15 protein-coding genes are annotated in these 13,185 nt (G+C 71.1%); 6 read left to right on the top strand and 9 right to left on the bottom strand.

All coding sequences use genetic code 11. From position 1 onward, the window contains the following. Positions 1 to 11 precede the first annotated feature (11 nt). The gene (locus AB0B28_RS14190) at positions 12 to 734 is read left to right on the top strand and encodes a hypothetical protein (RefSeq protein ID WP_360120749.1); all 723 of its coding nucleotides are present in this window, start codon (positions 12 to 14) and stop codon (positions 732 to 734) included. Positions 735 to 758: 24 nt separating this feature from the next. Next, complete coding sequence (locus tag AB0B28_RS14185; RefSeq protein WP_360120747.1) at positions 759 to 1,256, top strand: tetratricopeptide repeat protein; 498 nt, start codon at positions 759 to 761, stop codon at positions 1,254 to 1,256. On the opposite strand, the gene AB0B28_RS14180 is transcribed toward AB0B28_RS14185, so the two are convergent. The 3 genes from AB0B28_RS14180 to AB0B28_RS14170 are packed head-to-tail and all read right to left on the bottom strand — an operon-like array spanning position 1,253 to position 3,299. Continuing rightward, complete coding sequence (locus AB0B28_RS14180; RefSeq protein WP_360120745.1) at positions 1,253 to 2,119, bottom strand: aminoglycoside phosphotransferase family protein; 867 nt, start codon at positions 2,117 to 2,119, stop codon at positions 1,253 to 1,255. The two genes, AB0B28_RS14185 and AB0B28_RS14180, sit on opposite strands and share 4 nt — an antisense overlap. Next, entirely contained in the window at positions 2,116 to 2,877 is a 762-nt protein-coding gene (locus AB0B28_RS14175; protein WP_360120743.1) for a nucleotidyltransferase domain-containing protein, read from the bottom strand. The genes AB0B28_RS14180 and AB0B28_RS14175 overlap by 4 nt, the downstream gene beginning before the upstream one ends. Positions 2,878 to 2,918: 41 nt before the next feature. Next, the gene (locus AB0B28_RS14170) at positions 2,919 to 3,299 is read right to left on the bottom strand and encodes a MerR family transcriptional regulator (RefSeq protein ID WP_360120741.1); all 381 of its coding nucleotides are present in this window, start codon (positions 3,297 to 3,299) and stop codon (positions 2,919 to 2,921) included. Positions 3,300 to 3,421: 122 nt separating this feature from the next. Between AB0B28_RS14170 and AB0B28_RS14165 the strand changes: the two genes are divergently transcribed. Continuing rightward, positions 3,422 to 4,381, top strand: coding sequence for an aldo/keto reductase (locus AB0B28_RS14165; RefSeq protein WP_360120739.1), 960 nt, complete (start codon positions 3,422 to 3,424; stop codon positions 4,379 to 4,381). A gap of 16 nt (positions 4,382 to 4,397) precedes the next feature. On the opposite strand, the gene AB0B28_RS14160 is transcribed toward AB0B28_RS14165, so the two are convergent. Beyond that, a complete protein-coding gene (locus AB0B28_RS14160; RefSeq protein WP_360120737.1) occupies positions 4,398 to 4,811 on the bottom strand; it encodes a secondary thiamine-phosphate synthase enzyme YjbQ in 414 nt (137 codons plus the stop codon). 76 nt (positions 4,812 to 4,887) lie between these two features. Here AB0B28_RS14160 and AB0B28_RS14155 point away from each other — a divergent pair, with 76 nt between their 5' ends. Genes AB0B28_RS14155 through AB0B28_RS14145 form a run of 3 tightly spaced genes read left to right on the top strand, consistent with a single transcriptional unit; the run spans position 4,888 to position 7,915 of the window. Then, positions 4,888 to 5,859 carry a tyrosine-type recombinase/integrase gene (locus tag AB0B28_RS14155; protein WP_360120735.1) on the top strand — a complete coding sequence of 324 codons (972 nt, stop codon included), beginning with the start codon at positions 4,888 to 4,890 and terminating at the stop codon, positions 5,857 to 5,859. Positions 5,860 to 5,909: 50 nt separating this feature from the next. Further along, a complete protein-coding gene (locus tag AB0B28_RS14150) occupies positions 5,910 to 7,421 on the top strand; it encodes an AlkA N-terminal domain-containing protein (RefSeq protein WP_360120733.1) in 1,512 nt (503 codons plus the stop codon). Continuing rightward, on the top strand, positions 7,421 to 7,915 hold the full coding sequence (locus AB0B28_RS14145) for a methylated-DNA--[protein]-cysteine S-methyltransferase (protein ID WP_360120731.1): 495 nt from the start codon (positions 7,421 to 7,423) through the stop codon (positions 7,913 to 7,915). Before AB0B28_RS14150 ends, AB0B28_RS14145 begins: the two co-directional genes overlap by 1 nt. A gap of 8 nt (positions 7,916 to 7,923) precedes the next feature. Here AB0B28_RS14145 and AB0B28_RS14140 read toward each other — a convergent pair whose 3' ends face one another. From AB0B28_RS14140 to AB0B28_RS14120, 5 genes are read right to left on the bottom strand one after another with little or no spacing between them, the layout of a single operon-like run. Then, complete coding sequence (locus AB0B28_RS14140; protein ID WP_360120729.1) at positions 7,924 to 8,367, bottom strand: hypothetical protein; 444 nt, start codon at positions 8,365 to 8,367, stop codon at positions 7,924 to 7,926. Positions 8,368 to 8,413: 46 nt separating this feature from the next. Further along, on the bottom strand, positions 8,414 to 9,052 hold the full coding sequence (locus tag AB0B28_RS14135; protein ID WP_360120727.1) for a maleylpyruvate isomerase N-terminal domain-containing protein: 639 nt from the start codon (positions 9,050 to 9,052) through the stop codon (positions 8,414 to 8,416). Between the two features lie 7 nt (positions 9,053 to 9,059). Next, positions 9,060 to 10,019 carry a hypothetical protein gene (locus AB0B28_RS14130; protein ID WP_360120725.1) on the bottom strand — a complete coding sequence of 320 codons (960 nt, stop codon included), beginning with the start codon at positions 10,017 to 10,019 and terminating at the stop codon, positions 9,060 to 9,062. A 31-nt stretch (positions 10,020 to 10,050) separates the two neighbouring features. Continuing rightward, positions 10,051 to 10,830: an exodeoxyribonuclease III gene (locus AB0B28_RS14125; protein ID WP_360120953.1), complete on the bottom strand. Its 780-nt coding sequence runs from the start codon at positions 10,828 to 10,830 to the stop codon at positions 10,051 to 10,053. A gap of 49 nt (positions 10,831 to 10,879) precedes the next feature. Continuing rightward, positions 10,880 to 13,135, bottom strand: a complete 2,256-nt coding sequence (locus AB0B28_RS14120) for a hypothetical protein (protein WP_360120723.1) — start codon at positions 13,133 to 13,135, stop codon at positions 10,880 to 10,882. Between the last annotated feature and the right edge of the window lie 50 nt (positions 13,136 to 13,185).

The following is a 13,185-nucleotide window of genomic DNA, read 5'->3' as shown; positions in this document are numbered from 1 at the left end:
GGAGTGCGCCCATGTCTTATGCCGCGTCGATCCGTCCGGTCCTGGACCGGGTGTACTTGTCGGTGCGCGTCGCGGCCCGTCCGGCGCTGCGTGAGGCCTACGCCGCGTTGGGGGTGCGGCCGGGGTTCGAGTCGAGTTTCTACTTCGGGTTGCTGGCCCGGCCTTTGCCTGCGGCGGCGTTCGCGGCGGCCACGACCTATTCAGGTGCGGACATGAGCCTTGAGGTCGAGCAGGGCACCGCGTGGCGGGATGCGGCGGGCGACTGGCATCTGACCGAGCTGGGGCGCGAGGCCGCTCTAGCGGTGCAGCGGATTCTCGGTGAGGCTGCCGAAGAGGTGTGGTCGCATCGGCCGATCGCGACGATGCCGGGCCTCTCAGGCCTGGAGCGGTTGCACGAGTTGACCGGGAGGGTGCTGGAGGCCGGGCGGGCCAGCGGCGGTCCGGCGTTCCTGGGCTTGACGCCGGTGCACGAGCCCGCGGAGGCGAGTGTGGCGGCGCGGTTGATGTCCGGGCTCGGGGCGCTGCGCCATCACCGAGGCGACGCGCACCGCGCGGCGTGGCAGGCCGCGGGGCTGACCGTCGATCAGATCCAGGCGCTGGGAGACGGGCCCGAGCGCGAGCGGATCGAGGCCGAGACGAACCGCCGCGACGAGCCGGTCTACCAGGTGTTGAGCGAGACGGAGCGGTGGGAGCTGCTGGCGGGGCTCGGGGCGCTGCCCGACCGCTTCGCCTGAGACCGCCTCGCGTAGGTTGCGCCCATGAGTGATGACTGGGAGGCGCGGGTCGCCGATCTGTGGGAGCGGCTCGACGCGATGGGCCGCGAGGAGTTCGTGGCCGCGATGCAGGCCTTGGCCGCCGAGCGGGGCCCCGACGATCCGGACGCGTTGTTCGAGGTCGGCGGCGCGCACGATTCGACCGGGTTCACCGCTGAGGCGGTCGGCTACTACGAGCGGGCCGTGGCCGCCGGGCTGGCGGGGGTGCGACGGCGGCGGGTGTCGATCCAGTTGGCGTCGTCGCTGCGCGAGACCGGGCACCCCGAGCGGGCGCTGGCGATGCTCGCCGAAGAACGGGAGCGCGGGTCGGATGCGTATGACGATGCGTTGGCGATGTGCGAGGCGTTGACGCTGGCGAAACTCGGGCGCGACCGTGAGGGGTTGGCGGTGGCGTTGACCGCGCTGGCGCCGCATCTGCCGCGATATCAGCGGTCGACGGTGAACTACGCGCGGGGCCTGGTCGGGCTCGATCCGCTCGGTTAGGCGAGGGGGTCGGCGATGACGTCGGCGAGGATGCGGGCCTGGGTGTCGGCTTCGGGGCCGGGGGTGCCGGCGACCATGATGAGAGCTTTCCACAGGGTCCAGCCGCGGGCGCGGGCCCACGTGTCCTCGTCGAGGCCGACCGCGTCACGGAAGGCGCGGCGGGCCGGGCCGGTGAAGTAGGTCCAGGCGATCTGGAGGTCGCAGGCGGGGTCGCCGGTGCCGCAGGTGCCGAAGTCGATGAGCGCCGAAAGGCGCCCACCTTCGGTGAGGAGGTTGCCGACGGCGATGTCGCCGTGGAACCACACGCCGGGGCGGGCCCACACGGTGGCCATCGCCTGGTCCCAGATCACTTGGCACGCCCGGGTGTCGATGGTCCCTTCGAGTGTGCGCAGGGCGTTTTGGACGTGGTCGGCGTAGGCGCTGGGGTGGCAGCCGCGGTGGAAGGAGTGGGCGCCGCCGGCGGGGCCTTCGATGGGAACGCTTCGCAGGGTGCGCAAGATCGCGGCGAGGTCGAGCGCGAACTGGTGCTGGTCGATGTCTTCGGCGTCGGCCAGTGGGGTGCCGGGGAGCCAGCGGCGGATCGACCACGGGTGCGGGTAGGCCTCGGTCGGGCGGCCGGTGGCGACCGGTTCGGGGATGGGGATCGGCAGGTGCTGGGCGAGGGCGGGCAGGTGGCGGTCTTCTTTGGCGATGGCCGGGACGTAGGCCGCACCGCTGGGCAGGCGCACGGTGAGGTCCTCGCCGAGGCGGAAGGTGCGGTTGTCCCAGCCTTGCCGTTGGACGGGGCGAATCGGCAGGTCGGCCCAGTGCGGGAACTGGTCGGCCACGAGGGTGCGGGCGAGGTCTGCGGTGATGTCGGTCAAGAGTGCTCCTCGATGGTTCGTTCGGCGAGGCCGGTGGCGGTGTCGATGAGGGCCCGGTCGGCTGCTGTCGCGTGGGCGCGGAGTGCTGTGGCGGCGATGCGGTAGAGGCGCAGTGCGGCGCATGCGGCGCTGGCCGGGTCTGCGGGGGTCAGGCCCGCGGCGGTGTCCCATGCGGCGGCCCAGGCCCGGTCGTGGTCGGCGAGGGCGTCCCACAGGTCGTTCTCGGAGTCGTACGAGATCCGGTGCGCGGCGGCATAGGGGACGGCGAGCGCGAGGGTGACGATGAGGCGGTTGGCCGCCGCGGCGCGGGGGCGGCCGAGGGTGAGCATGCCGCAGATCTTGTGGATCTCTTCGGCGAGGCCGACCAGTTCGATCGCGGCCCAGGCATCGGCGGCCGGGCCCAACGCGTCCCACGTCCACGCCGCAGCGGCCTTTTGCAGGCTGGCGAGGACCCCGTCCGGGTCGTGGAGGATCCGGGCGCGGCGCCAGGCCGCGGCGGCGGGTGCGGCGTCGCGGGGGCTGGTGAGGGCTGCGGCCAGCGCGGCGGGGGTGGCGCGGGTCAAGGTGACCATGCGGCCTTCGACCTGGCGGATCTCGGTCCCGGAGCTTTCGGCGGTGGCGCAGATGAGGTCGATGTCGGAGTGGGGGTGGTCGGTGCCGGCCGCGACGGAGCCGACCAGGGCGATGCCGAGCGCCTGCGGCGCGAGGGCGGCGGCGAGGCGTTCGGCGATCAGTTCGGCGTGGCTGCTGGGGTGCACGCCTTCGAGTATCGGCCCCAGTCCCGGTGGGGTCGAGTCGTTTACGTCTGGGGGCGCACGGAGCGGTAGTAGTCGATCTTGCCCAGGAGGTAGTCGCGTTTGGCGACGAGGTCGGCCATGCGGGCGTCGACGGCGGTGCGGTGGTCTTCGAGGAGGGCGATGCGTTCGTCGATGGTGTGGTCGCCGGAGCGGGCGAGGTCGGCGAAGCGGCACATCTGCTCGACGGGCATGCCGGTGTCCCGCAGGCATTTGAGGACGCCGAGCCATTCGAGGTGCTCGTCGGAGAATCGGCGCTGGCCGGTGGGGGTGCGTGCGACGTCGTCGATGAGGCCGAGGCGTTCGTAGTAGCGGAGGGTGTCCATGGTGAAGCCGGAGCGGCGGGCGCATTCGCCGATCGTGTAGGCCGGTGCGGTCGTGTCCACGTCGATTGAGGATACGCAGGTGCGCATCGGGTGCGGCACCGGGCTCATAACCTGCGGGTTTGCGTTGGAGTTCACTCCAGGTCCTAGCGTTTGACGCACACGAGGAACGAAGGAGGACCGCTATGGAGCGCGTCAAGTTGGGGCCAGAGGGTATCGAGGTCTCGCGGTTGTGTCTGGGGGCGATGGCGCTCGGCGGGGTGCAGGACGAGGCGACGAGTTTCGCGATTCTCGACCGGTTCGTCGAGTTGGGCGGGAACTTCATCGACACGGCGAACTGCTACATGTTCTGGATCGACGGGGGCACCGGGGACGAGTCGGAGCTCCTGCTCGGCCGGTGGATGGCGGCGCGGGGGAATCGGGCCGATCTGGTGGTGGGGACCAAGGCCGGGCGGCGTCCGACCGTGCCCGGCGGGGGCCTGGAGTATTCCGAGCCGCTCACCGAGGCGCGGCTCGAGGCGGCGTTGGACGAGTCGCTGGCGCGATTGGGCACCGACTTCGTGGACGTGTTCTGGTCGCATCGCGACGACCGCGACACGCCGCTGGAGTCGACGGTGGCCGGGTTCGACAAGGCGGTGGTCTCGGGGAAGGCCCGCGTGGTGGGGGCGTCGAACCACACCGCGTGGCGTGTGGAGCGGGCGCGGGCGATCGCCGAGCGGACCGGTGCGGCCGCCTATACGGCGATGCAGAACCGGTACTCGTATTTGCAGCCGCGCCCCGGGGCGGCGCTGCCGGAGGGCGGGCATGTGCATGCGGCGGCCACGGATCTGGACTTCGTGGCGAACACGCCGGGCATGGCGATCTTGACGTATTCGGCGTTGCTGTCGGGGCAGTACACGGCCAAGCCGCTCGGGGAGCATTACCGTCACCCCGGGACCGACGCCCGCCTGGCCGTCCTCGACGAGGTCGCCGCCGAGTGCGGGGCGACGCGCAACCAGGTGGTGCTCGCCTGGCTCGTCGGGCACGACGCGCCGGTGGTGCCGCTGGTCGGGGTGTCGTCGGTCGCGCAGCTCGACGAGGTCGCCGCCGCGTTCGATCTGCAGCTCGACGCCGAGCAGTGGCAGCGCTTGAGCGACGCCGCCTAGGCCGAGGCGGTCCGGTTCAGCCTTGGAAGCTGAGCCGGACCGTGCGGTCGGGGTTGTCGCGGTTGGTGTCGACCAAGAGCACCGACTGCCACGTGCCCAAAGCGAGGCGACCGGAGATGACCGGGAGCGTGGCGTGCGGGGCGAGGAAGGCGGGCAGGACGTGGTCCCTGCCGTGGCCGGTCGAACCGTGCTGGTGGCGCCACCGGTCGGCGCGCGGCAGCAGGTCCCCCAAGGCGTCGAGCAGGTCCTCATCGGATCCGGCGCCGGTCTCGATGACCGCGATCCCGGCGGTCGCGTGCGGCACGAACACGTTCAGCAGGCCTTCACGGGCACCGCATTCGGTCAGGAACGCCGCGCATTCGCCGGTGAGGTCGCGCACGACCTCACGTCGTCCAGTGTGGACGTCGATGGTGGTGGTGTGGAACGCCATGAACGAGCATCCTGCCACAACTGGGGCCCGCCGATCCTCCAGCCCCGAGTCGGACCCGTCGTTTACGCTGGGGTGCATGACCTCTGGAGCGATCACCGGCTGGACCGGGCACACGCTCGCCACCGACGCGGGAGCAGACCCCTACCGGGCCTACCTCGATTCGCTCGGCTCGGCCGAATCGAGACGCACCATGCGCGGCTGCCTCGACCGCATCGCGCAGCTGCTCTCAGGCGACCCCGAGACCACCGGAGAAGGCCAACCCTGGCACCTCCTCCGATATGAGCACACCTCGCGGCTGCGGTCGGCCATGATCGACTCCGGGTGGTCGGGGGCCTACATCAACAAGCACCTCGCCGCCCTGCGCCGTGTCCTCAAAGAAGCATGGCGACTCGACCAGATGGCCGCCGACGACTACCAAAGGGCCTGCGACCTCCAACCGGTCAAAGCCACCCGCCTCCCAGTCGGCCAGCAAGTCGACGCCGAAGCGCTCGGCGCGGCCCTGTACGCCTGCGACGCCGACCCCGGCCCCGCCGGCGCCCGCGACGCCGCCGTCCTGGCCACCCTCTACTCCACCGGATGCCGCCGCTCCGAAATCGCCTCGATGCGCCTGGCCGACTACGACCCGGCAGAACGCTCCATCCGCATCGTCGGCAAAGGCAACAAGGAACGAGCCGTCTACGTCACCGAAGCCGCCCAAGCCCGCATCGAACGCTGGACGAAAGTCCGCGGCAACGGCCCCGGCGCCCTGTTCTGCCCCATCAACAAAGCCGGCACACTCCGCAAAACCGGCAACCAATACTCCGGCATGACCGGCCAGGCCATCGCCGACCTGCTCACCAAACGCCTCGTCGAAGCCGGACAACGACGCCACACCCCCCACGACTTCCGCCGCACCTTCATCGGCGAACTCCTCGACGCCGGCGTCGACCTGGCCATCACCCAGTCCCTGGTCGGCCACGCCTCCCCGGCCACCACCGCCCGCTACGACCGCCGCCCCGCCCGCCGAAGCCGCGAAGCGGTCGACCGGCTCAACCTCCCCGAAGCGTGATGTCGCATTCTGGCTAGCCATCGCCGGGCCCGCGGGGCAGTCTTGAACCCATGACCAACCACGGAGCCATCACCTTCAACGAGACACAGCTCCAAGCGGCCGTCGCCGGAAGGGACGCCCGCTTCGACGGCTGGGTCTACCTCGCGGTCACCTCCACCCGCATCTACTGCCGGCCCTCATGCCCCGCGGTCAAACCCAAACGCGAACACCAACGCTTCTACGCCTCCGCGGCCGCGGCCCAAGAAGCCGGCTACCGGGCATGCAAACGCTGCCGCCCCGACGCCTCCCCCGGCTCCCCGGCCTGGGACTGGCGCACCGACGTATGCGCCCGCGCCATGCGACTCATCGGCGAAGGCGTCGTCGACCGCGAAGGCGCCGCCGGACTGGCCGCCCGCCTGGGCTACTCGCTCCGCCAACTCGAACGCCTCCTCACAGCCGAAGTCGGCGCCGGCCCCGCGGCCCTGGCCAGAGCCCAAAGAGCCCAAGTCGCACGCACCCTCATCGAGAACACCGACCTGCCCATGGGGCAAGTCGCCTTCGCGGCCGGATTCGCCTCCATCAGGGCGTTCAACCGCGTCGTCGCCGACGTGTTCGCATGCGCACCGACCGAACTGCGGGCCAAAGCCAAAGGCCCCGCCCACGGCGGCGGCGCGATCACCCTGCGCCTGGCCTACCGGACCCCGTTCGAACCCTCGAACCTGTTCGGACACCTCGCCGCCGCCGCGGCCCCCGGCGTCGAAGAATGGCGAGACGGCGCCTACCGCCGCACCCTGCGCCTACCGAACGGGCCAGGCATCGCCTCCCTGCGACCGGGCCCGGGCTACATAGAAGCCCGCCTGCGCGTAGCCGACCTGCGGGACGTGACCGCCGCGGTCGCCCGCTGCCGCCGAGCCCTCGACCTCGACGCCGACCCCCACGCACCCACCGAGGCCCTCGCCGCAGACCCCGCACTCGCGCCCCTGGTCGCCAAGACCCCAGGAAGACGCGTCCCACGCAAAGCCGACGGACCCGAATACGCGATCCGCGCCGTCATCGGCCAGCAGATCGCGACCTCCTCGGCCGCGACCATCGCCGCACGCCTCGCCGAGACCTACGGCGAGACCGTCGACGACCCCGAAGGCGGCCTCAGTCGCCTGTTCCCCTCCCCCGCGGCGCTGGCCGAAGCCGACCCGGCCCACCTGCCGATGCCCAAAACCCGCAAGGCCACGGTGCTGGCCTTGGCGCGGGCGCTGGCCGATGGTGCGGTGGAGGTGGGTCCGGGTGCGGATTGGGTCAAGGCCCGTGCGGCGTTGGGTGCGGTGCCGGGGGTGGGGCCGTGGACGGTGGAGATGATCGCGATGCGGGCGCTTGGGGATCCCGATGCGTTTCCGGTGAAGGATCTGGGCGTGATCCGGGGCGCGAAGGCGCTTGGTCTGGGCACGGGGAAGGCGCTGGAGGCCCGGTCGCAGGCGTGGCGGCCGTGGCGGGCGTACGCGGTGCAGTACTTGTGGGCCTCCAGTGCGCACCCGACGAACGAATTGCCGGCTGGGCCGGCCGAACCGAATGAGGAAGTGAGTGTGTGATGAACGGATTGAACGCGCGGCATCTGACGATGGACTCGCCGCTGGGGCTGTTGGCGGTTTCGGCGACCGAGGAGGGCCTCACGTGTGTGAACATGGGCCCTGAGGAGATCAAGGACGCGTGGGGGCCCCAGGAGTCCACGCCGGTTCTCGAAGCTGCGGTGGAGCAGTTGGGGGCGTATTTCGCCGGGGATCTCAAGGAGTTCGATCTGCCGTTGGCGGCGGTCGGGACGCCGTTCCAGCAGCGAGTGTGGGCCCAGTTGACGCAGATCCCTTACGGGGAGACGTGGTCGTACCTGGAGGTGGCCAAGCGGCTGGGGGATGCGAAGGCGGTGCGGGCGGTGGGGTTGGCGAACGGGCGCAATCCGATCGCGATCATCGTGCCCTGTCACCGGGTGATCGGCGCGAACGGGAAGCTCACGGGCTATGCCGGGGGCTTGTGGCGCAAGGAGCGGCTGTTGTCGCTGGAGCGGGGCGAGCCGGCCCTGTTCGCCTAGCGCGCCTTTTAGAGGAGGGTGATCTGGAGGCGGACGGTGATGGTGTCCTCTGCGACGACGAGGGTCCCCGACCAGCAGATGTCGCTGTCGCATCCGGCGGGGATGATCCCTGAGGCGTAGCCGGTGGGGGTCGTTCCCGCTACGAGCGGGGCGTCGAAACCGTTGTCGGCGATGAAGTCGGCGAAGGCCTCGGCGGGGAGGTCGAGGGTGACTTCGGCCCGGTCGCCGGGGGTGGGGGTCTCCATCTGGGTGAGGTCGGCGTCGACGATGTCGGTGCCTTGGGGCAGGTCGAGGCGGGTCGCGGAGGCGACGGTCTCGACCGAGGGCTGGGGGCCGCCTTGGAGGGCCCAGCCGATGGCCCAGACCGCGCCGAGGAGTCCGGCGGCGACGGCGAGGAGGCAGGCGGCGCCGATCAAGGCGCGGCGGACGGTGGGTGCGGGCGGGGAGGCCATGCCGGGGACCTTACCCGCCTTTTTCGTGTGGTCGTCTCGCATACGGTTAGAGGCCGCTGATGACCGCTGGGGCTCTTTCGGCGCGGGCGAGGGAGCGGACCAGGGCGGCCTGGCCGTGGCGTTTGGCCGCGAGACGGGCGAGGATCGCCGCGGCGGTGTCGAAGGCGTCCTGGTCGAACTTTGGGGTGTCGAGGCCGACGGAGCAGGCGAGGTCGTCGGTGTGGACGACGAATTCCATGATGCGGGTGGCGAGGAAGTCGTCGAGGGTCGTCGCGTACGGCCAGCGCGGGTTGCCCGAGGTCGAGTCGCCCTCGAGGGTCGGGAGTTGTTCGGCCAAGGCCTTGAGGGCCTCGGCGGCTTGGGTGTGGACGGCTTCGGGGCCACTTTCGGCGGCGGTGTGGCCGCCGTCCCTGATGCTGGTGTTGTAGTCGTTGTCCAGGTCTGCGGCGAGCCAGGCGGCGCGGTCATAGTGCTCGTAGAGGCCGACGACTTCCTTGCCGGTGGGTGGGGCGGCGAGTGCTGCGGTCACGGAGGTGATCTGTTGTGCGAGGTGGGCGGTCAGGCCGCCGACGGTGAAGCCTTCGAGCGCGGAGGGCTCGGTCCATTTGGCGGCGACGTGGGGGTGCGCGATGAGGTCGAGTGCGGTGGGTGCGGCGGCGAGGTATTGGGTGCGCGGGTCGGTCACGGGTTTCCTATCGGACGGAGACGTGGACGTGGTTGGTGTGGTCGCCGGCGGGGGTGCCGCCGCCGGAGTAGGAGCGCCAGCCCGAGCCCGGTGACCAGAATTGGCGGTACCAGATGACGTATTCGATGCCGAGGGTGGAGGCGTTGTTGACGTACCAGGCGGCGAGGCGGTCGCCGTAGTCTTTGTCGCCGCCGGTGGCGTCGGTGTCTTGGAAGCCGCTGGAGTTGGCCGAGAAGTCGCAGGCGCGGCCTTTGGGGTGTTCGCCGCCGCCGCCGGAGCGGTAGCAGGAGACGTAGCGGTCGAAGCCGGCTTCTTTGGTCTCGTTGTAGACGTGGAGGGTGGCCGGGGTCAGGCACCCGGAGGTGGTGGGGTCGTCTTCGGTGCAGGAGCCGCCGGAGCCTGGGCCGGAGTCGGCGGCGGGTGCGCCGCCGTCGGATCCTGGGCCCGCGGCCAGTTCGGCGCGGAGGTCTTCGAGTTCTTCTTCGAGGTCTTCTTGGGCTTTCTCGGCGGCGGTGAGGGCGGCGGCGGCGTCTTCGACTTCGGCGGCGTGGGCGGCTTGTTCGGCTTCGAGTTGGGTCAGGAGGGCGCCGGCGTCGGCCAGGAGCGCGGCCCGTTCGTTGCCGAGGAACCCGGTGTAGGTGAGGGCGTCGATGAGGTCCTGGGGGTCTTCGGCGGAGAGGACGGCGTTGGTCTGTTGGAGGTCGCCTTCGGTGTGGAGGTAGAGCGCGTAGTCGTCGAGGGCGGTTTGGAGTTCGTCGAACCTGGCCTGGGTTTCGTCGATCTGGGTTTGGAGTTCTTGGGCGCGCGCTTCGGTGGCGTCGACCAGTTCCTGGGCGTCGTTGACGGCGGTGATGGCGTCGGCCAGGTCGGCTTCGAGGGCTTCTTCGTCGGGGTCGGCCGAGGCCGGGACCGGGAAGAGCGCCAGGAGCGCGGCGAGGACGATGACGGGGAGGATCTTGTTGCGCACGGGTGGAGGTCTGGCCTTCCGGACGGTTCGCTTACAGGTCGAGGTCGATCACGAGTGGTGCGTGGTCGGAGGCGCCTTTGCCTTTGCGTTCGTTGCGGTCGACGTAGGCGTCGGTGACGGCGTTGTTGAAGGCGGGGTTGGCCAGGGCCAGGTCGATGCGCAGGCCGCGGTTCTTGGGGAAGTCGAGGTTGCGGTAGTCCCAGAACGTGAACGGCTGGTCGTATTTGAGGGCGCGGGGGTGGACGTCGGCGAGCCCGGCGGCTTTGACCGCGGTCAAAGCGTCGCGTTCGTCACCGGTGATGTGGGTGGTCGCCGTCCACGCTTCGATGTCCCAGATGTCGTCGTCGGTGGGGCAGACGTTGTAGTCGCCCAGGGCCGCGAAGGGCCGCTCGCCGGTCGCGTCGCCGGTCAGGTCGGCCGCGAGGGTTTTGAGGAACGCGAGTTTGTACGTGAAGTGGGGGTCGGCGATGTCGCGGCCGTTGGGGATGTACAGGGATTGGACGCGGACCGGTCCGCAGGTGGCGGTGATGGCGCGCGGTTCGATCGTGCCGGCGAATTCGGGTTGGCCGGTGAAGCCTTTTTGGATGTCGGTCAGGCCGATGCGCGAGAGGATCGCGACGCCGTTCCAGCGGCCCTCGCCCCAGGCGGCGGTCTCGTATCCGGCATCGGCCAGGGCCTGGGTGGGGACGTCGGCGGTGGCGCATTTGAGTTCTTGGAGGCAGACCACGTCGGGTGCGGCGGTCTCGAGCCAGGCCAGGAGCCGGTCGAGTCGTGCTTTGAGCGAGTTGATGTTCCACGTGGCCACGCGCATGGGGGCCACGATACCCGCCTCCGGTCGGTGGCCGGTCGGTCCCGGGGTGTCAGTGTCCGGTATGGGCTTTTTCGGGTTCGGGCGCCAGCGCCGCTTCGGTGGGGCGGGGGCCGACGGCGACGGCGAGGAGGCCGAAGCCGATGGCGATGGTGAATCCGGGGACGGAGATGCCGGAGTCGTTGACCAGGGCGCCGATGAGGGCGACGGCGACCAGGCCGACCGTGGCGGCGGCGATGTTCGTCGAGCGGATGGGGGCCCTCTTGCGCCAGATGATGATGGCGCCGATGAGGGCGGCGAGGGAGATCCAGGTGAGGCTGTTGCCGATGGTGCCGATCGAGGCGGTGGCTTTGCGGGTGAGGATTTCGGTGGCGGTGCCGTCGAGGACGGAGCCGACGAACCGGCCGAGGTGGGTTTGGTCTTCGTCGGGGCGCAGGTAGTCCAGGAGGCCGCCGATGGCGAACACGGCGAAGGCGATGCCTCCGGCGAGGGCGAGGGCGCCGATGGACAGGCGCCTGCCCCACAGTTTCAGGCAGGTGAGGATGATGGCGGCCACGAGGGTGAGGGTGCCGCCCATGTCGCGGCCGAGGGTGGGGGCGCCGACGATGACGACGGCGGCCCCGCCGAGGAGGATCGGGCCCCAGATGCGGGCGCGGCCCTTCCAGGGCAGCAATGCGACCAGGAGGATGATCGCGGCGGCGAACACGCTGAACGCGTAGTTGCCCAGGCCGGTGTAGCGGGCGCCGGCTTGGGCGGTGTAGCCCATGGGGGTGTGTAGGGGCCAGGTGGCGCCGGAGACTTGGTCGACGGCGATGAGCGCGGCCGCGACCGCGGCGATGATGAGGGCCGGGCGGGCGCCTTTTCGGGTCTGCGGCAGGGACACGGCGATGGTCAGGAGGGCGACGCCTGCGGCGATGATCGCCCAGAACGCCAGGCCCGGCTGGTCGGATCGCCACCACGGCGGGATGCCTGCGGCGACGCCGGCGACGGGGATCGCGGCGACGGCCACGCACACGGTGCGGGCGGTGCCCCGCCACCGGTCGGGGCCGGTGACGAGCCACACGGCGGCGCCGACGCCGATGCAGCCGATGGCGGACAGGCCGGCGTAGAAGCGCCAGCCGACGTCGGCGACGGCGGTCGCCGCGGCGGTCTCGTCGATACCCGCCGCGATCGCGGCTTCGGCGTTGTGATCGGGGTCGGGCAGGACTTTGACGGGGGCGCCGGCGACGGTGGCGGGAATGTCGGCGCCGACGACGGCCAGCGCGGTCGCGGTCAGGTCGGTCAGTTGCACGTACCCGTCGCGGCCGGTCGCCGCCGAGGTCAGGTCACCGGGTTCGATGCCGGTCCCGGCGTAGATGATCGGGTGCAGCGAGGAGGGCGCTGACCCGTCGGCGATGCCCGCGACGATGAGCCGCCAATCCGCCGGGAGCGCCGCGGTCGCCTCCGCGACCGCGGCGTCGGCCTGCTTCGCGGCGGCGAGGCGGACGGGGTCTGCTTCGGGGATGATCTCGCCGGGGCTCTCGCTGGCGGATTCGTCGGTGCCGACGTCGGTGTCGTCTTGGCCTGGCTGGTCATAGTCGGTGGTCGCGTCGGGGGCATTGTTCGCGGTGTCGCCGATGATGACGCCGGGGTCGACGATCACGACGTCGCATGCGGCCATCGCCTCGGCGAGGCTGTCCAGTCCCGGCGCCCAGTAGGTGATGCGCCCTTCGGTGTCGGCCGCGGCCAAAGCGGCGCCGTTGCCGATTGCGGCGACGCACGAACCCGGTTCGGGCGCAGGCGTGTCCTCGTCGCCTTCAGCGGCCGCCGTTTCACGGTCGGCGGCCATCTCGGCCACCGCGTCGGCCAGGGACCCGAGGCGGGCGCCGTAGTTGTAGGCGGAGTTCGCTTCGATGAGCTCCTCCCACGCGTCCACCCGCCACCGGCCACCGGATTCGGTGGGGGCCGGCAGGGCCGACTGGGCTTCGCATTGGGCGTCGCGCGGTGCCGCGCCGCCGGCCCGCTCGCCCGCGCCCAAGCTCACCCAGGCCGCTTCGGGGCACGTCCACGACCCGATCGAGCGGACACTCATCGCCGCAGAAGCGCCGGTGTCGGCCAGGTCCCACAAATGCGGGGTGGTGTCGGGGTCGATGTCGGACCAGGCCAGGCCCGGGATGCCGACGATGACGACACCGGCGGCCTCAGGCTCCTCGACCGCCCCGGCCGCGTGCGGGAACGCAAGGGCCGCGAGAGCGCCTGCGAGCGCGGCCGCGAGAGCGCGCCACCGCTTGTGCCAGACCCCACGCGTGCGGGCAGCCGTCAAAGTCATGGTCGGTAGTCTATGGGGTCCTCGCGCACGCACCGGTCGGCTCCCGCGAC

Origin of the sequence: Glycomyces sp. NPDC046736 (assembly GCF_040645615.1) — a bacterium.
GTDB lineage: Bacteria > Actinomycetota > Actinomycetes > Mycobacteriales > Micromonosporaceae > Glycomyces.
The sequence above is the reverse complement of the archived record's forward strand: the minus strand, read 5'-3'. Positions and strand labels throughout refer to the sequence as shown.